Below are 21,354 nucleotides of genomic sequence, written 5' to 3' on the forward strand. Positions count from 1 at the left end.
AACGCAACAGGAACGGGAAGGCAAATATGAGGGCCAACCGCTCGCTTTCAAGCACGGGGTTCAGATGGAGCCCGGTTACGACTATCGCGGCGGCGATTCCGGAGTCGCCAACGGCGTGGCCGCTGCGATCGTCGATGGCGCGGCCGGGGTGACAGACTGCGTCTGTCCGGGCGCGGGCGCGACGTTGACATGCCCAGGCGCTGCGGGGGCGGGCGTGGCCTCGACCAACGTCACATCGAAGGGCATGCGCAACAACAGCGCAGGCAACAACGTGCTCAACGCCGCATACAACAGCAGCGCACCGAACAGCGCCTCGGCGATAACGAAGCGATCGCGCAAAATACCAGCCAGCACCAGGGTGAAGATCAGCGTCGGCGCCAGCGCCAACGAGACCCGCAGACTACTGCGCGCATCCTCGCCGAACAGCATCCGGCGCTGCAACCAGACCATGCCGATGCGCAGCGGCAATACGCAGGCGGTCAATGCCAGTCCCAGCCCCAGCGCGTGCAGGCTCAGCGCCCCGCTCGGCACCTTGGTGCCGGCGTTGAAAAAATAGAACGGCACGAAGAACGAAGCGAATAGCCGGACCGCGTGCAGGTTCTCGTCGGAGGCCAGCAACGGCATGCGCTGGCGCAACAGGCGCGCCACCAATCCCGCGATAAACGCACCGACCAGATAGTACACGCCCAGCGAATAGGTGATATAGGCCGCGATCAGACCGACCATCACCAGCAGCGAAAATTCCGATCCCGGCGCCTGTGGCGCGACCCAACGCCCCAGCCCCACGAACAGCAATGGCAGACCGATCAACATCGCCGCCAGCGCCAGACTGGAAAGTCCCATCCGCCACGGATCGCTGGCCTGCAGGATCGCGAACAGGGCCGCCAACGCCAGCAATTCGCCGGCGATGGCCTTGCTGGTGACCCAGAACCGCTCCTCCTCATCGAGCCCAAGCCTCCCCAGCGAATCGATGATGAACCCCGTGGACGGCGTCAGCAGTGCCAGGGCCAGCAGACCCGCAGCCTGCCACGGCAGCCCGGCATAGCGCCAAGCCAACCAGCCAGTCCCGAACAAGGTGCCGCCGCGTACCAGCAGATGCAGCAATAACGGCCACAATCCGCGACGCAAGGCCTTCAACTCCACCTCCAGGCCCGCGAACAGGAACAGCGAAGAAATCCCGAGGGTCGCCAGCAGACTCACCACCTGGTCGTGCGCCTTGGCCCCCATCGCCAGCATCGCCACGATGCCGAACAACAGGCAGCTCAACGGCGCTGGCATCGCGAAACGCTGTAGCGCGCGCGGAATGACCAGCAAAGCGAAGATCAACAGCAAATAGATCAGTTCGTGAGACATCGAGCAGTCCGTTCTGTCGCGCATGCGTGGTCGCGCTAGGCGAGGAGGATGTCGCGGATTGGTTTCCGACGGCAATGGCGATGATGACGCTTCATCCGTGTCCGTGCCATCACGCCGCACCATCGCGGCATACAGCGCAAGCCTGGGTCAACGGCAAACACACAACAGCGCACTTTTGCCTTGCCATCGTTGCGCCACACCGCACCAAAGAATCCAGAGCAAATCTACGGGCCGGTCACCAAACCGACATGCGCCATCGCACCGGCTTGGACAGCGTGGACAGCACCTTCATCGCGCCGCCGTGTCGCATCGGATCAACCTTCATATCTTCATAGACGATCTTTCACCGATGTATCGCCGGCCACATGCCAATCTCGCAGCGGCGACCTATCATGGTCGGCGCCGCTTTCGTTTCATGCACGCCATGACCGACCTCACCCGCCGCCGCCTGCTCCGCGCCGGCCTTGCCGCCAGCACCGCCAGCCTGCTGCCACCGAGCATCGCGCGCGCCGCCGCGATCGCCCCGGACGTGCGCAGCGGCAGCCTGAACGACCTGCAGCACGTGGTGATCCTGATGCAGGAGAACCGCGCCTTCGACCACTACTTCGGCAGCCTGGCCGGCGTGCGCGGCTTCGGCGACCGCTTCCCGATTCCCGCACCGCCATTGCCGGGAACGCCACCGCGCAGCGTATGGCTACAACCCAGCGCAGACGGCAGCCGCCTGTTGGCGCCATTCCCCCTGCACACCGCGCACGACTTCGCCACCATGCGCGTACAAGGGACGCCGCATACCTGGCCCAACGCGCAACAGGCCTGGGACCACGGGCGCATGGGCCGGTGGCCAGCGGCAAAACGCGACCACGCGCTGGCGCACTACGAGCGCGCCGACCTTCCGTTCCAATTCGCACTGGCCGACACCTTCACCGTGTGCGACGCCTACCACTGCGCGATCCAGGCCGGCACCAACCCGAACCGCGTGTTCCTGTGGACCGGGCAGAACGATCCGCACGCACGCGCTGGCGGGCCGGTGATCGCCAACTCGCACGACAATTTCCCGGAACTGGGCGGTGATCCCAACGACTACCGCTGGCACAGCTACGTCCAGGCGCTGCAGCAGGCTGGCGTGTCCTGGCAGATCTACCAGGACATGGCCGACAACTTCACCGACAACCCGCTGGCCGGATTCGCAGCGTTTCGCGCGGCGTGGCGCGGCGCCCCCGGGCACGATCCGCAATTGCGCGCACGCGGCGTCGGCACGCGTACCCTGACACAGTTGCGCGAGGACGTGCTGGCCGCGCGCCTGCCGTCGGTCAGCTTCATCATCGCCGACGCCGCCGGCAGCGAACATCCCGAACCCTCCAGCCCCGCGCAGGGCGCGGCCTACACCGCGCGCGTGCTCGATGCGCTCACCGCCGCACCAAACGTCTGGTCACGCACCGCACTGCTGCTGATGTTCGACGAAAACGACGGTTTCTTCGACCACGTCCCGCCGCCCGCACCGCCCTCGCCCGACCCGTCCGCGGCCGGCGGCTGGGCCGGCGCATCCAGCGTGGACACCCATGGCGAATACCATCTGCATCCTGCACCCGGCGAAGACAAGGTCGATCTACCGGAACTGCGCGGCCGTCCCTATGGCCTGGGTCCGCGCGTGCCGCTGTACGTGATCTCGCCGTGGAGCCGCGGCGGCTGGGTCGACTCGCAGGTCTACGACCACACCTCGGTACTGCGCCTGCTGGAACGCCGCTTCGGCGTTGTCGCCCACGGGCTGACGCCATGGCGCCGCGCCGTGTGCGGCGACCTGGTCGATGCCTTCGATTTCCGCCAGGCCGACACGCGCCCGTTCATCGCCAACCTTCCCGACGTGCGTGCCGCGGCGGCACGCGCGGCGACGTTGCGCGAGCACGCACTACCGCCGACGCCAACGCAGATACAGCCGCCACGTCAGTCCTTCGGCGTGCGTCGCGCGCGTGCCGTGCCATATCGCCCCGATGTGCAGTTGCAAGCCGACGCCGCACACGGCACGGTGCGGCTGCGCATGCGCAACAGCGGCGCGGCGACCGTGCTGCACGTGTACGACCGCCATGCCCTGGACGCGATTCCACGGCGTTACACGCTTGGCCGCGACGCCACCATGGAAGGCACTTGGACACTCCACGACGGCCACTACGATCTGTGGCTGCTCGGCGCCAACGGCTTCCATCGGCATTATCGCGGCACACTCCCCACACCGGCATTGATCGCCGAGGTAGAAGCCGCTACGCCCACGGCCGACACGCTGCGCCTGCGCCTGCATTCCACGGCGGCGCGCCCGCAACGCATTCGCGTGCGCCCCGGCGCCTACGCCGACGCAATGCCAGCGTTGGAACTGGAACTGGCCCCCGGACAAACCGTCGAGCGGCACTGGCCAGCGGCACCGAGCGCCGGCTGGTACGACCTGTGGCTGCTGCACCCCGACGACAGCGCGCAACGACTGGCGGGGCGCGTGGAGAGCGGACGAGCGGGCCATACCGATCCGGCGCTCGGCGGTCCGGCGCGGCTGTACCAGTCCGAGGTGAGCAAGCAACCGGGCTGATTCCAAGGGTCATGGCCTGTTGGCTGACGCGATCGAAGCTGATTTCGATGCCTGCCAATTGATGCCTGCCGATTCAAACCGCGCCTACCTCGCCAATGGGCTGACTGCCACCGCGCACGGATCACCCCGGCCACCACGCCACTACCGCTTGCGCCACTGCTTTCAGCGCCGCGTCGCGTGCATCACTGTCGACCGTCGCCATGTTCAGATAGGCGGTCAGCAACAAGGGAGCCGACCTGCCCGGCGGCCACACGATGGCGATGTCGTTACGGCTGTCGGTGCCGTTGTTGCCCGTCTTGTCGCCGATCCTCCAGCCCGCCGGCAAGCCCGCGCGTAAACAGTCGTCGCCGGTGCGATTGTCGATCATCCAATCGATCAGGCGCTGGCGCGAGGCCGGCTGCAACACATCGCCCAACAGCAACGTGCGCATGGTGCTCGCCATCGCCGCAGGCGTGGTGGTGTCGCGCGGGTCGTCCAAGGCGAAGGCGTTCATCGACGGCTCGTTGCGATCGGAACGGGTCTGGGTGTCGCCATGCGCGCGCAGAAAGCGGGTCAGCCCCGGCGGATCGCCGACCAAGCGCAACAACAGATTGGCCGCCCCGCCATCGCTGAAGATCATGGCAGCCCGGCACAGCGCATCGACGCTGAGCGTGCCGCCGACATGCGGCTTGGTCACCGGCGCGTAGGACACCACGTCCGCTGCGCGGACCCGCACCTGCTGATCCAGCCCGATCTCGCCACGATCGACCCGCTGCAACACCGCCACAACCAAAACAAATTTGAAGGTGCTGCATAACGGGAAACGCTCCTGCTCACGCCGACCGATGCGCTGGCCGGTGCCGCTATCGAGCAGATAGATACCCAACCGGCCACCGCTGCGGCGCTCGATCTCGGCCAGCCGCTGTTGCAGCGCCAGCGTCTTGTTTGAAAGCGGTTTCGCCTGCACTGCGGCCAACGCCAGCGCGCTTGCGCCCACGCCCACACCTTGCAAGAACCGTCGTCTCGTCAGCATCGTCCACCTCCGTCAGGAGCCAGGATGATGGGCGTCTTGACCGAAGCCCACCAGCGAGGTTATTCAATCGCTCTGATGAGGAATATTGATCGTTTGCGATGAGTCGTCCACATCTGCCGTTGAACGCCCTGCGCGCCTTCGAAGCCGCCGCGCGGCACCAAAATCTGACCCGCGCGGCAGCCGAACTGTGCGTGACCCAAGCCGCGCTGAGCCATCAGATCAAGCACTTGGAAGCCCGCCTGGGCTTGGTCCTGTTCCAGCGCCTGCCTCGCGGCGTGGCACTGACCGAAGAAGGGCAACGCCTGCACCCCGTCCTGACCGAAGCGTTCGACCGCATTGCCGTCACCCTGCAACGCTTTGCCGGTGGCAGCTACCGCGAGACCTTGCGCGTGGGCGTGGTCGGCACCTTCGCAGCGGGCTGGCTGCTGCCGCGCCTGGAGGCCTTCCACACCGCGCATCCGGACATCGAATTGCGTGTACACACCCACAACAACCGGGTCGATCTGGCCTGCGAAGGCCTGGATCTGGCGATCCGTTTCGGCGACGGCGACTGGCAGGGCCAATGCGCCACACCGATCCTGGACGCGCCATTTGCACCGGTATGCGCCCCGGCACTGGCACACGCCTTGCGCACGCCGGCGGACCTGGCCAGGACAACGCTGCTGCGCTCCTACCGGCTGGACGAGTGGCCGCGCTGGCTGCACGCTGCCGGCGCAGCCGAGGTGCAGGCCGATGGACCGATCTGCGACGCCTCGCTGACCCTGGCCAGTATCGCCGCGGCGGGGCACGGCGTCGCCCTGCTGCCGCTACGTCTGTTCGCCCAGGACCTAGCCGCCGGACGCTTGCTGTGCCCGTTCCCGATCCACATCGACCTGGGCCGGTACTGGTTGACGCGCTTGCGTTCGCGCGCCGAAAGCGACGCCGCCCGGCGCCTGCGCGACTGGCTGCGCAGCGAGCAACCCCAGGCGGCGGACTGAGCACGACGCGCCTTTACCGCGCTGCGATGCCGGCATCCAGGCCGTGCTGCCACCGCTCATCGCGAGCAACTGTATGCCCTCTCAAGGCAAGTCGGTCCGCGTGGATGAACCGGCATGTGTGCGGGCAGCGCTGGCGAGCACACCTGCGCGCAGCGGCTTACGCGCCCTCGATGAGTTCCATCCACACCTGCTCGGCCTGCGCCAATTGTTGCGCAGTGGCTTCGCGGTCGCGACCGAGCACCGCCATTTTCTCGGGATCGGCGTAGTAGCGGGGATCGGCGAGTTGACGATCCAGTTCGGCCAGTTCCGTCTCCAGCTCGCCCACGCGCTTCTCGGCCGCCGCGAGTTTGTGCGGATTCTGTGGTTTCTTCGCCGGCAACGGTTTGACCACTGGTGGCGGAGTCGGCGCGGCCTCGGCCAGCTTCTGCTTGGTGCCCTGCGCGGCCGGACGCGTCCGCAGCCAGGCGGCATATTCGTCCAGATCGCCGTCAAACGGCTCGACCACCCCATCGGCCACGCGCCAGAAGTTGTCGCAGACCAGGCCGATCAGGTGTCGATCATGCGAAACCATCACGATCGCCCCCTCGAAGTCGCTCAGCGCCTCGGCCAGTGCTTCGCGCATTTCCAGATCGAGGTGATTAGTCGGTTCGTCGAGCAGCAGCACGTTGGGTTGCTGCCAGGCGATCAACGCCAGCGCCAGACGCGCACGTTCCCCACCAGAAAAACCATCGACCGGCTCGAACGCACGGTCACCGGGAAAATTCCACTTACCGAGGAAATCGCGAAACGCCTGATTGCTCGCCTCCTTGTCGATCTCGCGGAAGTGTTCCATCGGCGACTGGCCTTCGTGCAGCGACTCCACCGTGTGCTGGGCGAAGTAGCCGATGCGCAGATCCGGATGCGCCATGCGCTCGCCGGCGATGGGCTGCAATTCACCGACCAGGGTCTTGACCAGCGTGGTCTTGCCAGCGCCGTTCGGGCCGAGCAGGCCAATGCGCTGGCCGGCCTCCAGACCAAAACCGACGTTGTGCAGAATCACCGCATCGCGGCCATAACCGGCCTGCACCTGGTTCAGGCGGATCAACGAAAACGGCAGCTTGGCCGGCGACGCCAACTCGATGCGGAATTCGCGCTCGGCCCGCACCGCCTCGGTGCCGGCCAATTTCTCCAGGCGCTTCATCCGGCTCTGCGCCTGCGCGGCCTTGGAGGCCTTGGCCTTGAAGCGGTCGATGAAGCTTTGCAGATGGGCGCGCTCGGTCTGTTCCTTCTCGTGCGCGATCTGCTGCTGACGCAGTTGTTCGGCGCGTTGGCGCTCGAAATCGGTGTAACCGCCCGTGTACAGCTTGGCGCCGCCGCCATGCAGGTGCAGGGTGTGGGTGGCCACGTTGTCGAGGAACTCACGGTCGTGCGAGATCAGCAGCAGCGTGCCCGGATACTTCAACAGCCACTGCTCCAACCAGTACACCGCGTCCAGATCCAGGTGATTGGTCGGCTCGTCGAGCAGCAACAGGTCACTGGGCATCATCAGCGCGCGTGCGAGATTCAAGCGCACCCGCCAGCCGCCGGAGAACGAGGACACCGCGCGGTGATGGGTCTGCGCCGGGAAACCCAGGCCATGGAGCAATTTACCGGCGCGCGCTTCGGCATCGTAAGCGCCTAGTTCGGCCATTTTCGTGTGCGCGGCCGCCACCGCTTCCCAATCTTCGCGTGCGCTCGCCGCCGCTTCTTCGGCCAAGACCGCCGCCACAACGGTATCGCCACCGAGCACGAAGCCCAATGCCGGGTCCGGCAACGACGGGGTCTCCTGCGCCACGCTGGCGATGCGTACCTTGCCGGGCAGGTCGACATCGCCCTTATCGGCCTCCAACTCGCCCTTCACCGCGGCAAACAAGCTGGACTTGCCAGCACCGTTACGGCCCACCACTCCCACGCGATAACCGGCATGGAGAGTCAGATCGACATTGGATAACAGCAGCCGCTCGCCGCGGCGCAAAGCGAAATTACGTAACGAAATCAAGGCAGGGCACTCGGCTAGCGAGGCGGCAGTGTATCCGCTTCGCTCGCGATGGCCCACCAACGCGGTGGACTCGCCCCCCTCGACAGCCAACACGGGCTGCACCCCGGCCTCCATCCGACCGAGCGGCGCAATTTGTATACACACGCGCGTTAAAAAAAGATTTCAATGACGTGGCTGTGACTGCAGCGCAGCATGCTACCCACCTTCACGGGAATCCCCCAGCCCCGCCATCCCACAGCCAATTGGAGCCTCAAACCGATGCTGTATCGCCCCGTCCCCCTCGCCAGCGCCATCCTGCTCGTCCTCGCCTCCGGCAACAGCTTCGCTCAACAAGACCAAAACCAGGCCCCCAAGACCCTGGACAACGTCATCGTCACCGGCACCCGGATCACCGACCGGACGGTGGCCGAATCGCAATCGCCCATCGACATCATCAGTCCCGAAGCGCTACAGGCCTCCGGCGCCAGCGACCTGGGCAGCGCGCTGGGCAAGTTGTTGCCATCGCTGAATTTCCCGCGCCCAGCGATCAACGACGGCAACGACGCACTGCGCCCGGCAACCTTGCGCGGCCTGTCGCCGGATGCGGTGCTGGTGTTACTTGACGGCAAGCGTTACCACACCAGCTCGTTAGTCAATTACAACGAAGTGGTCGGTCGTGGCTCGGCGCCGGCGGACCTGAATTCGATCCCGATGTCGGCGATCGCGCGCATCGAAGTGCTGCGCGACGGCGCTTCGGCGCAATACGGCTCGGACGCCATCGCCGGCGTCATCAACATCGTGCTCAAGCACGGCGCCAAACCCGGCAGCAACAGCGTCTCGGTCAACGGCGGCATCATGGACAAGGGCGACGGCGCGCAAAACGGCGTGGATGGCTCTTATGGGCTGGCCTTCGGCGGCACGCAGGGCAGCGAAGCCCCCGGCTGGGCACGTGTGTCCTGGAACTACCAGAACGCGATGAACACCAATCGCGCCGAGAACACCGACAAGTCCACCACCCTGGCGGGCGCGAACAATCCCAGCGGCATTCCTTACGAACGCTACGGCGATCCGGCGGTCAAAACCTATCAAGGCCTGCTCAACTTCGGCTACGCACTGACGCCCAACATCAGCCTGTACGGCTATGCCAATTTCAGCCGCCGCGAAGTGCTGTCCAACGGCTACTACCGCGCCTGGAACAACACCAACCGCAACGTGCAGGCGGTCTACCCCAACGGCTTCCTGCCGCAGATCTACAACCCGGCCAACGACCGTGCCGCGGTCCTGGGCATCAAGGGCAACACCGACAGCGGCTGGAACTGGGACGTCTCCGCCGACTACGGCGAGAACGACGTGACGTTCGACCTGCGCCACACCATCAACACCAACCTGTACTGGAGCACGGGCGCCTCGCCAACGCAGTTCAACGCCGGCGGCTTCCGTACCAAGCAAGGTGTACTCAACGCGGACGCCAGCAAATCCTTCGACTGGGGGCTGGCGTATCCGGTCAATCTCGCCTTCGGTACGGAATACCGGCAAGACAAGTACACGGTCGTGGCCGGCTCGCCGAATTCGTACTTCTTCAACCCGAACACCATCAACCCGAACACTGGCCGCCCCTACCCGGGTGGCTCGCAGGTGTTCCCGGGGCTAGCGCCCGCATTGGCCGGCGACTTCCAGCGGCACAGCAAAGCTGTGTATGCCGACCTGGAAACCAACCTGACCGAGAAACTTTCCGGTGGCTTGGCCGCGCGCTACGAGGACTACAGCGAAGCAGGCGCAACCCGCTCCGGCAAGCTGTCGGCACGCTATCAGATCAACGACACCTTTGCTCTGCGCGGCACCGCCTCCAACGGCTTCCGCGCACCGTCGCTGGCGCAGCAGAACTACACCTCGGTGGTGACCGTGCTGCAGAACGGGAAGTTGAATCAGGTCGGCACCTACCGCACCTCCGACCCCGTAGCCATCGCACTGGGCGCCAAACCGCTTACCCCGGAGAAATCCAGCAACTACAGCCTGGGCGCGGTCTGGCAATCCGGCACGGATTTCAGTTCCACGCTGGATATGTACCAGGTCCGCATCTGGAATCAAATCCTCTACACGGACCAGCTGGCACTGGCCGTCCCGATCGGGCAGGTCGCCGCAGTGCAGTTCTTCGTGAACGGCGCCACCACCCGCACCCGCGGCATCGATTGGGTGAACAACTATCTGCTCGATCTCGACCAGGCCGGCAAACTCAACCTGAGCTTCAGCGCCAACTACAACAAGACCGAGATCCTGGAAGTCTCCAACCCCAACTTCAGGCGTGCCAGCCAGGGCCTGCTCACCGACGCCACACCGCGTACCAAGTATGTCCTCGGCGCCGAATGGAACCTTGCAAGCTGGACCCTGCACGGCGACGCCACCCGCTACGGCGCAGTCACCCGCCGCGGCGATAAAGACGACGGCAGCCAGGATCAAACCTTCGCCGCACGCTGGCTGTTGAACGCGTCCACCAGCTATACCTGGCGCAACATCACCTTCACCGTTGGCGCGGACAACCTGACCAACCAATACCCGACGCGCACGGCATTGAACAGCATCTACGACGATCGCACCAACGGCTTGCAATACTCCTCGCTATCGCCGTTCGGCTTCAATGGCCGCTACTGGTACGGAAAGATCGGCTACCGCTTCTGAGCCGGCAACTACGCCCTTGGCCACCCATCGCCGGGTGGCCAAGGGCGCATCGGCGACAGCGTCGCAAGATCCCAAACGCCTCAATGCGTCGGCGATCCCGTCTGGGCCGCCGACGCTGGCGGACGATCGCCGCGGCTACAGTACTACCCGGCTCAGCGCACGATTCGCGGACGCGGCGGTTTGCCCTTGCCGAATGGTGGCTGCCCGCGCCAGTAGCGAATCATCAACCAACCGAACAACATGCCGCCCAGATGCGCGAAATGCGCCACGCCCGGCTCCCAGCCGGCGAAGCCCATGACCAGTTCGAGCGCGCCGAACACGATCACGAAAGTGCGTGCCGTCATCGGGATCGGCGGAAATAGCAGCATCACCCGCTGATTGGGGAACAGCATGCCGAAGGCCAACAACAGGCCAAAGATGCCACCGGACGCGCCCAGCGTGGGATACGGCGCACTGCCATTGCGCAGCATCCACCAGCCAACCAGCAACTGGCACAGACCGGCACCGGCGACGCAGACCAGGTAATACGTCAAGAAACGTTTATTGCCCCAGGTCTGCTCCAGCGGGCCACCGAACATGTACAGGGCCAACATATTGAACAGCAGGTGCGAGAAGCCCCCATGCAGGAAGGCATAGGTCAGCAACTGCCAGATCTGGAAGTTCTGCCCCGACGAAAAGGGATCGAACGACCCGATCGGCCACAGCATGAAGGGAGCGAAGGTCGCGGTGCCAAGCGATATCTGCAACAGGAACACCACAACATTACCGATCAGAAGTGCTTGGGTGACGGGAGGAAGTCTGGGAAACATGGATCATGTCCGTAGCAAGTGCCCCCATCATAGCCGCTTGCTATTGCGGGCCCCATAACGCCGCGTCGAGGTCCAGCGCCTGCGTGGTGGTGCGCTGTACTCGCCCGCCCTGCACCGCCACCCCCTCCGCACGCAGGCGCTGGCATTGCTCGCGATATCCCCGCGAACCCTCAGGGAAGGCGATGCGGCCGTCGCTGCGCAGCACCCGATGCCACGGCAATGTCGCCTCGGCATGCCCGCCGAGCAAGCGCGCGACCAGCCGCGCCCGTCCCGGCAGCCCAGCCAGCATCGCGACCTCGCCGTAGCCACGCACCTGGCCGGACGGGATCGCGCGGATCGCCGCCAGGATCCGTGCATGTGGATCGGCCACGACCAACGGCGGGCGGCGCGGGCTCATGCCCGCCGTTCCAGCAGGGGCGTTTGGCAAGGAGTGCAGCGGCGCGAACATCGCGAAGGCATGCGACCATTCTACGACACCGTGCTATGTCGTATCGGCTCGACGCAGCGGCTGCCAGTGCAAATACGTGGCCGAGCGCCACAGCCATTCCACCGGGCCAAAGCGAAACCAACGCAGCCACACGTGCGACCACGCTACCTGCAGCGCGAACAGCACGCACGCGAACGGGATCTGCCAGGCACGCGGCAGACGCTCGAAATAGCCTAGCCCATAGCCATAGAAGAGCGTGGTGCATACCAGCGACTGCAACAGGTAGTTGCTCAACGCCATCCGCCCGGCCGGCGCCAGCCACTGCAGCGCCGGCACCGCGCGCAACAGCCAGGCCGTATACCCCAGCGCCATGAGCCCACTGGCGACGTTGGCCAGAGCGAACGCCCCGGTCAAGCGCAGGTCCAACCGCGCCCGATCCATCCAGGGTTCCAGTCGGAAACTCCACAGCATCAGCACCAACCCCAGCGGCAGCACGCCCCAGCGCAGTACCGCCAGCAATCGCGGAAACCGCTGCGGCTGCGCGGCCAAACCGCTGCGCACGCACCAGGCGCCGAGCAGGAACATGCCGAAGATGGGCGAGGCATCGAACAACAGCGTGCTCAATACGTCGAGCAAATCACGTCCGCGCTGGGCGGTGGCCTGAGCATAGCTGCCATGACCAAACGCCTCGCGCTGCTGCGCCAGGGCCATCGCGCTGCGTTGCGCACGTTCGGCCATGTCGTGCCGCCAATGGGCTGCGCCATGCGGGTCGGCCTGCGCCGCCGACGCCATCGCACCGACCAGCAACAACAGCAACGGCGTAAACAGATAGACCACCACCGCCATCCACGGCAACCAGGACGTGGGCGCCTCCCGGAACGCCAGCAGCATCATGGCCAGCAACGCATAGCTGACCAGGATGTCACCGGACCACAGCAAGAGCGCATGCAGCAGACCGATCAACAGCAATGCAGCGCTACGACGCAGAAAAAACCCAGTGAAGGGACGCCGCGCGGTCTCGGCGCGTTGCGCCATGACCGCAAACCCCATGCCGAACAACAACGAGAACAAGGTGTAGAACTTGCCTTGCACCAACACGTACACCAGTGCGTCGGCAATGCGATCGGCACCGCGCAGTGCCGGGTCCAACCCGGTCATTGCGGCATCCAGCGGGCCAACGAAGCCCTCGATGTTCATCAACAAGATGCCCAGCAGGGCAAAGCCACGCAGCACGTCCAAGGCGACGATGCGCTCGGCGGGCGCGATGGGCTGCAACACGGAAGCGGCGGGGGCGGCCAAGGCGAACACCAGACGGGAGGGTGGCCATTATCCATCACCGCGGCATGCCCACGGCCACACTGACGCAGCGGCGCCCCATCGCACTGCGGCGGCGGCCCACGGGACCGGATCATCCGGCGCCGTGGCGATCAGGGATCAATGTTGGTGGTCGCCCTCGGCTTCGTCATGCACGTGGCCATGTTCGAGCTCTTGCGCACTGGCCTCGCGCACCTCCAGGATTTCCACATCGAAGTGCAGATCCTTGCCCGCCATCGGGTGGTTGAGGTCGACGTCGACCACGCTCATGCCGACCTTCTGCACGGTCACCGCGCGTGGGCCGAAGTTGGTCTGCAGGATCACCTGGCTGCCCGGCTGCAACTTGGTCGCGCCGAAATGCTTCTTCGGCACGCGCTGAGTCAAGCCCTCGCGGCGGTCGCCGTATGCGTCCTTGGCCGCCACGTCCACAGCGAAACTGTCCCCGGCCACCTTGTCCAGCATCGCGCTCTCCAAACCTGGGATGATATTGCCGTGCCCGACTAGGATCACCAGGGGATCGCGATCCCTAGAACTCTCGATCGGCGCCTGACCGACTTCCGAAACGGTGTAGTGGAAACGGACGACGCGGTCTTTTTCGATCTTCATGTGCACTCTGCGCTAGGTCTGCCGGGGCAGATGGAATGGGCGACTTGTCGGCCGCCGGGAGGGCCGCCATGATGGTGGCCCTCTAGAGGTCGCGCATTATCCCGGCTCCATGCACAACACGCCAGTTTCCGCGCATGCACGCGGCGTGCTTCTCAGATGCGCAGTGCTGCTGTGCGCGGCAGCGCTGGCTGCCTGCGGACACCACACGGCTCGTCCGACGCGGCCGGCGCGGGTGGCGGTGCGCGACTGGCCGCAGATCGCCCCGGCCAACCCGGACGCCGCCAACGCGGTACTGATCCGCGCGCTGGGCCTGGTCGGCACGCCCTACCGCTACGGCGGGAACACCCCCGAATCCGGCTTCGACTGCAGCGGACTGGTTGCCTACGTCTACCGCGACATGCTCGACCTGCGGCTGCCGCGGACCTCGCGCGAGCTCGCCGCCGTGCAGGGGCCAAAGATCGATCCGCAACGCCTGAGTACCGGCGACCTGGTGTTCTTCGGCAGCGCAGGTAGCGTGAGCCACGTCGGCATCTACGTCGGCGAGGGCCGCTTCGTGCATGCCCCTAACACTGGTGGAACAGTGCGTTTGGACTCACTCGACGGAACCTACTGGCGCGATCATTACACTGGTGCTAAACGGGTTTTGCACTGAAATGTGATATTCGTTACTTAAATTGCATTCACAATTACAAAAATTTAACTTTATTTAAACCTCTTCTTGCCTCATCCGGGGGATGATCGTCCAACTTTTGATTTCGTGATCCAAGCGTGACGACTGAAGCCCAGACCTGCACAGGCAAGACTGCTGTTCCCCATCGGACCGCGTTCCGCCTTTTCTGCACCGCCTCGCTCTGTCTCACGGCTCTCCCAGCCCTGGCGCAGCCCCCATCCGCCGACACCGTCGTCCGGGAAGCAATCGCGCCCTTCGCCCCCAATCCAATAACCCCCTCCACTGTCCCCACGGCTGTCCCTGTTGCGGGGAACGTACATACGCTCACCACTACGTCCCCCTCCGCCAAGCCGACACCGACGGTTGCACCGCAGGCAGCACCTCCAGCACGCAGCAAGGCAGACATCGCCGCCACCGCCACTCTGGCCGCCCTACTGCCCCACTTGGCCGGCAACGACACTATCCCGCTCATGGATCGCTCGGCAATGTTCGCTGGCGACATCAGCCGCTTGCTAGCCAACTACGATATCTCTCAACCGACCCTGCACGAAGGCGTAGTCCCGGGCGGCGACAAGGTTCAATCGGTCCTCAAGCGCGCCATGGCGCTGCTGGGTACGCCGTACCGCTGGGGCGGCGAGGATACCGAAGGCTTCGACTGCAGTGGTCTGATCGGTTACGTATTCCGTACCGCACTGGGCATCGAACTGCCCCGCGTGTCGCGTGAGATGGCTCACGAGGCCAATGCCGAATTGATCAAGGACCGCGACGCACTGGCACCGGGCGATTTGGTGTTTTTCGGCCACAAGGGCCGCGTCGACCATGTCGGCCTGTATGTCGGCGAAGGCCGCTTCCTGCATGCCCCGAGCCGTGGCAAGGATGTGCGCGTGGATACCCTCACCTCCGGGTACTGGAGCGCGAAATTCCTGCAGGCGCGGCGCGTGGCGATGTAAGCGCGCCCCATCTGGCAGACACAAGGCCGCTGGATACAGCGGCCTTTTTCGTTATTGCAGCGCCACGACCATCAGGAGCCTGCCCTGCACAGAGGCAGACTTAAAGTGGCTAACAAAACGTCGCGAGCGCTGCCGGTTGGGCACGGACAGCGCGCAGGAACCGCCGTGTACAAGGGGGGACATGAGGATTCCGAGCACTGCACGCACCCGTCCGGCGACCGGCGGCGACGCAATCGTTTTGTTAGTTACTCTTAGTGCCCCGGTCCGACGCAAGGCGGTGAGACGCCGTCGAACTGGCGCGCCTGAGTTGATGAAACTGCAATACGCCAGAACATCAGCCATGGTAATGGGCAATGGTGTCCTCGATGCCTTTGCTCAGCTCCATCACCTTTTGGGCGTACTCGGCCAAACGATGATCTTCCGGCGTGTCTGGATGCCACGATGGCACCGGGATCGGCTTTCCTTCTACGCCGTCCAGAGCCACGAACACGATAATGCAATGGGTACACAACCGCGCCTCCCCGCCCATCGGATCGCGGGCGCGTACTTCGATCGCGAAATGCATGCTGGTGGTGCCGGTGTGGACCAGCTTGGCACTCACCATGACCATGTCGCTGATCCGGATCGGCGACACGAAACGGATACCGCCTACCGCCACCGTCACGCTGTAGTGACCACTCCAGCCCACCGCAGCGGCATAGCCGACCTGGTCGATCCACTTCATCACCACCCCGCCATGAACCTTGCCACCGTAGTTGACGTCGATCGGCTCGGCCAAAAAGCGGAAGGTCAGCTCGCGTTGCGTGCCGCTCATCGGACCTCCATACACAAAAATCAAACCGCAGTCTGCCATGCGCCGATGCGGCAATACATAACTGCGCCGCAACGGCAGGCCGACAACAACGCAGCGGCCACCACGATGGACAGCTACGCCAACAAGGCCAAGTTGTCGCGCGTGCGGATACACAACCACGGGAAATGCGGCTGACGCCAGCGCAGCGCACGCAGGCAGCGAGCACTTAGGCGACGCGGGTCGAACAACATCCGCATCACGATCCCGTCTAGCGCGGCGTAGGGATGCTGGTGGTACTGCTGCGCCAATTCCGCACAGCCAAGGTCGGTGAAATAGTGCAGGCTACGCGCAGCACTGGCCTGGGCTCGGGCGATGTCGGCATAAAGCGGGCTGTCGATGATGTGCAATTCGCCATCGGCATGGAGCAGGCTCAGCACGCGCGCGATCAATGCACGCGGATCGGCGAAGTACTGGAGGCAGGCTGGCAACACTGCCACATCGAAACCTTGTCGCGGCAGTGGCAGGCTGTGGATGTCGCCGGCGACGAAGCTCAGCCGTGGCTCGGCGGCGAACACGCGCGCAGCCTGCGCGAGTTCGACGCGATTGACGTCGACGCCGCAGACTTCGCGCCGCAGCCCCACGGCCAGGCGTCGCGACAACCAACCATTACCGCAGCCCACCTCCAGCAATGGCCCGTCGCCACCCCGTGCGCGCAAATGGCGCAGCAACCGCCGGCACGACTCGGCACGCACCCGCCATTCGTAGCTGCCGCCCTGGGCACCGTCGGGATACGGCAAGGCACGCACTTGCTCGTCACTGTAGAGACGGCCTTCGCGATGCCGTACCGCTAGATAGCGCTGCTCGAACGGATCTTCCACCTGTGTCTGCTGCACCAGCACACCGTCGCACAACACCAGGCCAGGCAAGCGCTGCAACTGCGCGCGCAGCGCGCAGCTGACATTCACCGCGCTGCGCCATCGGGGTGATCGACCGGCGGCGACTCCAAACCAACGTTGCTGGAAGCGGCTTCGTACACTTGACGATCGAGCAGTCCGGTCTCCTTGGCGACCAGCACCGGCACCAACATCTGCCCGGTCACGTTGGTCATGGTCCGCATCATGTCCAGCACACGGTCGATTGCGTACAGATAACCGATCACCTCCAGCGGCAGGTTGGCTGCGCTCAGGACGACGGTAGCCATCACCACCGCGGTACCAGGCACGCCGGCGGTGCCGAAGCTACCCAGCACGGAGGCAATCAGCACCACGAAATACTGGTTGGCAGTCAGCGGCACCCCCGTGTACTGGGCGATGAACACCGCGCACAGCGCCGGGAAAATCGCACCGCAGCCATCCATCTTGATGCTTGCACCCAGCGGCACCGCGAACGCGGCATAGTCCTTGTTGACGCCCAGATTGTGGGTGATCGAACGCAACGCCACCGGCATGGCGGCAAAGCTGGAGGAGCTGACGAAGGCCACCTGCATCCCGGGCGCAGCGCCGCGGAAGAACTTCCACGGGTTGAGCCCATGCGCCAACAGCAGACAGCTATACACCACCACGATGTGGAGTGCGCAGGCCAGATACAGCGCCAACACGAAATGGCCAAACGGCAGCAGTTTCTGGAAACCGTAGCCGCCGACCAGCCCAGCGATCAACCCGAAGGTGCCCAGCGGGGTCATCTCCAGCACGAGACGCGTGACCTGGATCATGATGTCGCTCATTTGCGTACAGAGCTTGCGCGCCTCGGCCACGCGGGCACCGAGCTTGACCATCGCAAAACCGAGCAATGCGGCGAAGAAGATGACCGGCAGGATCGAGCCACGCCCGGCCACCAGCACGCTTTCCCCGGCGGCATTGGTGCGGGTGCCGATGCCGGTCAGCGCATAGAACGGATTGGATGGCACCACATCCAGTAGAACCTGCATCGGGCTGGGCACATCGTGCGGCGCCCAAGCACTGTCCACCCGCAAGCCGAGGTGACCGGCGCCAGGCTGCAGCAACGTGCCCACGGTCAGGCCAACGCCTACCGCCAGGGCCGCAGTGACGATGAACCACAGGAAGGTGCGCCCCCCCAGTTTGGCCACCGACTGCTGCCCATGCAACGACGCGATCGCATTGATGACCGCAAAGAACACCAATGGCACCGCAATCATCTTGATCAAGGTGACATAAAGATCACCCAGCGGCTTGCACCATGTCTGCGCAGCCGGACCCAGCGCCCAGCCTGCCAGCGCGCCCAGCGCGAAACCGGCCAACACGCGCTGCCAGAACGGGATGCGTAACCACGCCGTCACCAATGTCATTAACCACTATCCAGAGAACTCTACAATTTCGCACCATAGCGCACCTGGGCACCGCCGACGATGCCATGGTTTGAAAACGGGTCGCACGACCGGTATCAACAAACCCGAAAGCGTGCGCCCAAGCACCATTTTCGAATTATCTCCACACGCACCACGCACTTCGCCGCACGCTCGCTTGGGTCTACAGTGGCACGATGAATTCGCGCATGCCCACCACACCGCTATTCGCACTCGCCGACGCCTTACCCAATCCAGCACCGGCGCCAGTGCTGCTAGGTTTCAGTGGCGGTCTGGATTCGACGGTACTGCTGCACGCACTGGCGCAGCAACCGCACTATCGCCAGCGCGGCCTGCGCGCCGTGCACGTGCATCACGGTCTGCACCCCGATGCCGACGCTTGGGCGATGCACTGCCAACAGATGAGCGTGGCCCTGGCAGTACCGCTGCAGGTACTACGCGTACAGGTACCACGCGATCGCGGCGATGGCCTGGAAGCGGCGGCACGGCAGGCGCGGCGCGCGGCGTTTGCCCAGGTGCTGGCGCATGGCGAGTGGCTGGCACTGGCCCAGCATCGCGACGACCAGGCCGAAACCTTCCTGCTACGCGCACTGCGCGCCTCCGGCCCGGACGGCCTGGCCGCGATGCAGCCCCTGTCCGGTTTCGCCGACGGCAAACTGTGGCGACCGTTGCTGACACTGCCGCGCAGCGCACTGCATGCCTACGCGCAACAGCACGCACTGCGCTGGATCGACGACCCCAGCAATGCAGATCCCGGCTTCGACCGCAATTTCTTGCGCCTGCGGGTGCTGCCATTACTACGCCAGCGCTGGCCACACGCCGACGCCGCACTCGCCCGCAGCGCGCAGCTGTGCGCCGAAGCCGCGACCCTGCTGGATGCGGACGATCAGGCGACGCTGAACGCCTGGCAGTATGCGCCAGGCACCGCGCTGCCGCTGCCGCCGCTACGCGCACTTCCCAGCGCGCGCCGCGCACGCGTGCTGCGGCGCTGGATCAGCGACGCAGGCCTGCCGCCACTGCCAGCGGCGGGCCTGGCGGCGATCGAGCGCACGCTGCTGTACCCGCGCGCCGACGCCGCCGCCGAATTCGCCTGGCATGGTGCCCACGTGCGCAGTTGGCGCGAAGCGCTGTATGCCGAATGCGATCCACCATCGTGGCCTGCCGACTGGCAAACCCATTGGGACGGATGCGCGCCGCTGCGCCTGCCCGATGGCCGCCAGTTACGGCTACAGGCCACCACGCCACTCGGCTTCGACACACCGCTGTTGGTAAAACAACGGCGTGGCGGCGAGCGCCTACAGTTGCCCGGGCGCAGCCATTCGCAGACGCTCAAACATCTGCTGCAGGCCCATGCGGTGCCACCCTGGCAGCGTGCACGCATGCCACTTCTGTTCGACGCAGAACAGTTACTGGCGGCCGGCCCAACGTTGCTCGCAGCGCCGCTGCAGACCTGGCTGCAGGCGCGCGACGCACGTCTGGTGCTGGACGACCACGCACCCGACGCTGCGCATTGACCGTGTCCCCGGCGCCGCGCACACTTTCGCGATGCCCAAGAAGCCACAACACGACGATGCCTCCCCGATCGCCCGCTTCGAGCAGTCGCTCGAAGAACTGGAAGTGCTGGTCGAGAAAATGGAAGCAGGCGACCTGAGTCTGGAACAGTCGCTCAGCGCCTACGAACGCGGCGTCGGCCTGTACCGGCAATGTCAGCAGGCACTGGAACAGGCCGAATTGCGTGTGCGCCTGCTCAGCGACCCAGAGCAGCCCGACAGCGCCGAACCGTTCGATCCCACCCCGCCCCATGGCGGGTGAGGCCGTCTTCGCACGCTGGCGCCAACGGGTCGAAGCCGGCCTGGACGCGCACCTGCCTGCAATCGCACAAGCGCCACAGCGCCTGCACGCGGCAATGCGCCACGCCACTCTCGGCGGCGGCAAGCGCATGCGCCCGCTGCTGGTCTACGCCAGCGGCGCCCTGTTCGGCACCGACCCGGCGCGCCTGGATGCGCCGGCACTGGCGGTGGAACTGATCCATGCCTACTCGCTGGTCCACGACGATTTGCCAGCCATGGACGACGATGCACTGCGACGTGGCCAACCCACGGTGCATATCGCCTTCGACGAGGCCACCGCGATCCTCGCCGGGGATGCACTGCAGAGCCTGGCGTTCGAACTGCTGGCCAAGGCCGATGCCGCCGATGCGACACTGCGTGTCCAGTGGCTGCAAACCCTAGCTGAAGCTACGGGTGCGGCCGGCATGTGCGGCGGCCAAGCCCTGGACATCGACGCCACCGGCATCGTGCAACCGCTGGCAGACCTGCAACGCATGCACGCCTTGAAGACCGGCGCCCTGATCCGCGCCAGCGTGCGCCTGGGCGCACTGGGCGGCGGCGCCGACCACGCCGCACTGAATCACCTGGATGCCTTCGCCAGCGCACTGGGTCTGGCTTTTCAGATCCGCGACGATATCCTCGACGTGGAGGCCAGCTCCGAACAACTCGGCAAAACTGCCGGGAAGGACGCGACCCAGGCCAAATCGACCTATCCGGCGCTGCTGGGCATGGATGGGGCCAAGGCCAAGCTCGCCGAACTGGCGCACACCATGCGCGATAGCCTGCACGATTACGGCGCGCATGCCGACCCACTGGCGGCGTTGGCACAACTGGCGGTGGATCGCGCGCACTGAATCGCCTACGCCTTCCCGTCCTGCGCAGCATGCGTGCTGTCGCCTACACGCGTACGACAAAACGTAGGCATCACCATGCACTGCTACTCCAGGCACGCCGATACGCAAGCCAGCCAACCTCGCCCACCTTTACCCAAGGCAACAAAAAAGGCCCGTCGAACGCCGGGTCTTTTCGCGAGCGCAGCAATTGCGG

Annotated in this window: 18 protein-coding genes and 1 other RNA gene; 8 read left to right on the forward strand and 11 right to left on the reverse strand. The window is 65.1% G+C overall.

The window, feature by feature from the left end; all coding sequences use genetic code 11:
- Positions 1-81: 81 nt before the first annotated feature.
- The gene (locus XaFJ1_RS11835) at positions 82-1,353 is read right to left on the reverse strand and encodes a cation:proton antiporter (protein ID WP_012916911.1); all 1,272 of its coding nucleotides are present in this window, start codon (positions 1,351-1,353) and stop codon (positions 82-84) included.
- Between the two features lie 424 nt (positions 1,354-1,777).
- On the opposite strand from XaFJ1_RS11835, the gene XaFJ1_RS11840 reads away from it, so the two are divergent.
- Positions 1,778-3,925: a phosphocholine-specific phospholipase C gene (locus XaFJ1_RS11840; protein ID WP_012916912.1), complete on the forward strand. Its 2,148-nt coding sequence runs from the start codon at positions 1,778-1,780 to the stop codon at positions 3,923-3,925.
- A 121-nt stretch (positions 3,926-4,046) separates the two neighbouring features.
- Here XaFJ1_RS11840 and bla read toward each other — a convergent pair whose 3' ends face one another.
- Positions 4,047-4,937 carry a class A beta-lactamase gene (gene bla, locus XaFJ1_RS11845; protein WP_012916913.1) on the reverse strand — a complete coding sequence of 297 codons (891 nt, stop codon included), beginning with the start codon at positions 4,935-4,937 and terminating at the stop codon, positions 4,047-4,049.
- Positions 4,938-5,035: 98 nt separating this feature from the next.
- On the opposite strand from bla, the gene XaFJ1_RS11850 reads away from it, so the two are divergent.
- Positions 5,036-5,914, forward strand: coding sequence for a LysR substrate-binding domain-containing protein (locus XaFJ1_RS11850; RefSeq protein WP_012916914.1), 879 nt, complete (start codon positions 5,036-5,038; stop codon positions 5,912-5,914).
- A gap of 157 nt (positions 5,915-6,071) precedes the next feature.
- Here XaFJ1_RS11850 and XaFJ1_RS11855 read toward each other — a convergent pair whose 3' ends face one another.
- On the reverse strand, positions 6,072-7,931 hold the full coding sequence (locus tag XaFJ1_RS11855; protein WP_012916915.1) for an ABC-F family ATP-binding cassette domain-containing protein: 1,860 nt from the start codon (positions 7,929-7,931) through the stop codon (positions 6,072-6,074).
- 258 nt (positions 7,932-8,189) lie between these two features.
- On the opposite strand from XaFJ1_RS11855, the gene XaFJ1_RS11860 reads away from it, so the two are divergent.
- Positions 8,190-10,586 (forward strand): TonB-dependent receptor plug domain-containing protein, encoded by a 2,397-nt coding sequence (locus XaFJ1_RS11860; RefSeq protein ID WP_012916916.1) that lies wholly within the window; start codon positions 8,190-8,192, stop codon positions 10,584-10,586.
- Between the two features lie 152 nt (positions 10,587-10,738).
- Here the strand turns inward: XaFJ1_RS11860 and XaFJ1_RS11865 are convergent, their stop codons facing one another.
- The 4 genes from XaFJ1_RS11865 to XaFJ1_RS11880 all read right to left on the reverse strand — a co-directional run bounded on the left by XaFJ1_RS11865 (position 10,739) and on the right by XaFJ1_RS11880 (position 13,742).
- A complete protein-coding gene (locus XaFJ1_RS11865) occupies positions 10,739-11,395 on the reverse strand; it encodes a rhomboid family intramembrane serine protease (RefSeq protein WP_012916917.1) in 657 nt (218 codons plus the stop codon).
- Between the two features lie 40 nt (positions 11,396-11,435).
- Positions 11,436-11,792 (reverse strand): MGMT family protein, encoded by a 357-nt coding sequence (locus XaFJ1_RS11870; protein WP_045756987.1) that lies wholly within the window; start codon positions 11,790-11,792, stop codon positions 11,436-11,438.
- Between the two features lie 84 nt (positions 11,793-11,876).
- Positions 11,877-13,100: a DUF418 domain-containing protein gene (locus tag XaFJ1_RS11875; protein WP_045757375.1), complete on the reverse strand. Its 1,224-nt coding sequence runs from the start codon at positions 13,098-13,100 to the stop codon at positions 11,877-11,879.
- A 156-nt stretch (positions 13,101-13,256) separates the two neighbouring features.
- Positions 13,257-13,742 carry an FKBP-type peptidyl-prolyl cis-trans isomerase gene (locus XaFJ1_RS11880; RefSeq protein ID WP_012916920.1) on the reverse strand — a complete coding sequence of 162 codons (486 nt, stop codon included), beginning with the start codon at positions 13,740-13,742 and terminating at the stop codon, positions 13,257-13,259.
- Positions 13,743-13,851: 109 nt separating this feature from the next.
- Between XaFJ1_RS11880 and XaFJ1_RS11885 the strand changes: the two genes are divergently transcribed.
- Together XaFJ1_RS11885 and XaFJ1_RS11890 are read left to right on the forward strand one after the other, a co-directional pair.
- Positions 13,852-14,394: a C40 family peptidase gene (locus XaFJ1_RS11885; protein WP_012916921.1), complete on the forward strand. Its 543-nt coding sequence runs from the start codon at positions 13,852-13,854 to the stop codon at positions 14,392-14,394.
- A 116-nt stretch (positions 14,395-14,510) separates the two neighbouring features.
- The gene (locus XaFJ1_RS11890) at positions 14,511-15,362 is read left to right on the forward strand and encodes a C40 family peptidase (RefSeq protein WP_012916922.1); all 852 of its coding nucleotides are present in this window, start codon (positions 14,511-14,513) and stop codon (positions 15,360-15,362) included.
- A gap of 107 nt (positions 15,363-15,469) precedes the next feature.
- On the opposite strand, the gene XaFJ1_RS11895 is transcribed toward XaFJ1_RS11890, so the two are convergent.
- The 4 genes from XaFJ1_RS11895 to XaFJ1_RS11910 all read right to left on the reverse strand — a co-directional run bounded on the left by XaFJ1_RS11895 (position 15,470) and on the right by XaFJ1_RS11910 (position 18,460).
- Positions 15,470-15,545, reverse strand: a non-coding RNA gene (locus XaFJ1_RS11895) — sX9 sRNA.
- Positions 15,546-15,696: 151 nt separating this feature from the next.
- Entirely contained in the window at positions 15,697-16,176 is a 480-nt protein-coding gene (locus tag XaFJ1_RS11900) for an acyl-CoA thioesterase (protein WP_012916923.1), read from the reverse strand.
- Positions 16,177-16,289: 113 nt separating this feature from the next.
- Entirely contained in the window at positions 16,290-17,120 is an 831-nt protein-coding gene (locus XaFJ1_RS11905) for a class I SAM-dependent methyltransferase (RefSeq protein ID WP_012916924.1), read from the reverse strand.
- On the reverse strand, positions 17,117-18,460 hold the full coding sequence (locus XaFJ1_RS11910; RefSeq protein ID WP_012916925.1) for a dicarboxylate/amino acid:cation symporter: 1,344 nt from the start codon (positions 18,458-18,460) through the stop codon (positions 17,117-17,119). The genes XaFJ1_RS11905 and XaFJ1_RS11910 overlap by 4 nt, the downstream gene beginning before the upstream one ends.
- A gap of 194 nt (positions 18,461-18,654) precedes the next feature.
- Between XaFJ1_RS11910 and tilS the strand changes: the two genes are divergently transcribed.
- The 3 genes from tilS to XaFJ1_RS11925 are packed head-to-tail and all read left to right on the forward strand — an operon-like array spanning position 18,655 to position 21,161.
- Complete coding sequence (gene tilS / locus XaFJ1_RS11915; protein ID WP_012916926.1) at positions 18,655-19,992, forward strand: tRNA lysidine(34) synthetase TilS; 1,338 nt, start codon at positions 18,655-18,657, stop codon at positions 19,990-19,992.
- Positions 19,993-20,023: 31 nt separating this feature from the next.
- Positions 20,024-20,290: an exodeoxyribonuclease VII small subunit gene (locus XaFJ1_RS11920; protein ID WP_012916927.1), complete on the forward strand. Its 267-nt coding sequence runs from the start codon at positions 20,024-20,026 to the stop codon at positions 20,288-20,290.
- Entirely contained in the window at positions 20,280-21,161 is an 882-nt protein-coding gene (locus XaFJ1_RS11925) for a polyprenyl synthetase family protein (protein WP_012916928.1), read from the forward strand. Before XaFJ1_RS11920 ends, XaFJ1_RS11925 begins: the two co-directional genes overlap by 11 nt.
- Positions 21,162-21,354 lie beyond the last annotated feature (193 nt).

Source organism: Xanthomonas albilineans (genome assembly GCF_009931595.1).
Classification (GTDB): Bacteria; Pseudomonadota; Gammaproteobacteria; order Xanthomonadales; family Xanthomonadaceae; genus Xanthomonas_A; species Xanthomonas_A albilineans.

Excerpts from the sequence above, each read along its gene's own strand:
- XaFJ1_RS11835 (WP_012916911.1), bottom strand. The coding sequence starts at position 1,353 with ATGTCTCACGAACTGATCTATTTGCTGTTGATCTTCGCTTTGCTGGTC.
- XaFJ1_RS11840 (WP_012916912.1), top strand. The coding sequence starts at position 1,778 with ATGACCGACCTCACCCGCCGCCGCCTGCTCCGCGCCGGCCTTGCCGCC.
- bla (WP_012916913.1), bottom strand. The coding sequence starts at position 4,937 with ATGCTGACGAGACGACGGTTCTTGCAAGGTGTGGGCGTGGGCGCAAGC.
- XaFJ1_RS11850 (WP_012916914.1), top strand. The coding sequence starts at position 5,036 with ATGAGTCGTCCACATCTGCCGTTGAACGCCCTGCGCGCCTTCGAAGCC.
- XaFJ1_RS11860 (WP_012916916.1), top strand. The coding sequence starts at position 8,190 with ATGCTGTATCGCCCCGTCCCCCTCGCCAGCGCCATCCTGCTCGTCCTC.
- XaFJ1_RS11865 (WP_012916917.1), bottom strand. The coding sequence starts at position 11,395 with ATGTTTCCCAGACTTCCTCCCGTCACCCAAGCACTTCTGATCGGTAAT.
- XaFJ1_RS11870 (WP_045756987.1), bottom strand. The coding sequence starts at position 11,792 with ATGAGCCCGCGCCGCCCGCCGTTGGTCGTGGCCGATCCACATGCACGG.
- XaFJ1_RS11880 (WP_012916920.1), bottom strand. The coding sequence starts at position 13,742 with ATGAAGATCGAAAAAGACCGCGTCGTCCGTTTCCACTACACCGTTTCG.
- XaFJ1_RS11885 (WP_012916921.1), top strand. The coding sequence starts at position 13,852 with ATGCACAACACGCCAGTTTCCGCGCATGCACGCGGCGTGCTTCTCAGA.
- XaFJ1_RS11900 (WP_012916923.1), bottom strand. The coding sequence starts at position 16,176 with ATGAGCGGCACGCAACGCGAGCTGACCTTCCGCTTTTTGGCCGAGCCG.
- XaFJ1_RS11910 (WP_012916925.1), bottom strand. The coding sequence starts at position 18,460 with ATGACATTGGTGACGGCGTGGTTACGCATCCCGTTCTGGCAGCGCGTG.
- tilS (WP_012916926.1), top strand. The coding sequence starts at position 18,655 with ATGAATTCGCGCATGCCCACCACACCGCTATTCGCACTCGCCGACGCC.
- XaFJ1_RS11920 (WP_012916927.1), top strand. The coding sequence starts at position 20,024 with ATGCCCAAGAAGCCACAACACGACGATGCCTCCCCGATCGCCCGCTTC.
- XaFJ1_RS11925 (WP_012916928.1), top strand. The coding sequence starts at position 20,280 with ATGGCGGGTGAGGCCGTCTTCGCACGCTGGCGCCAACGGGTCGAAGCC.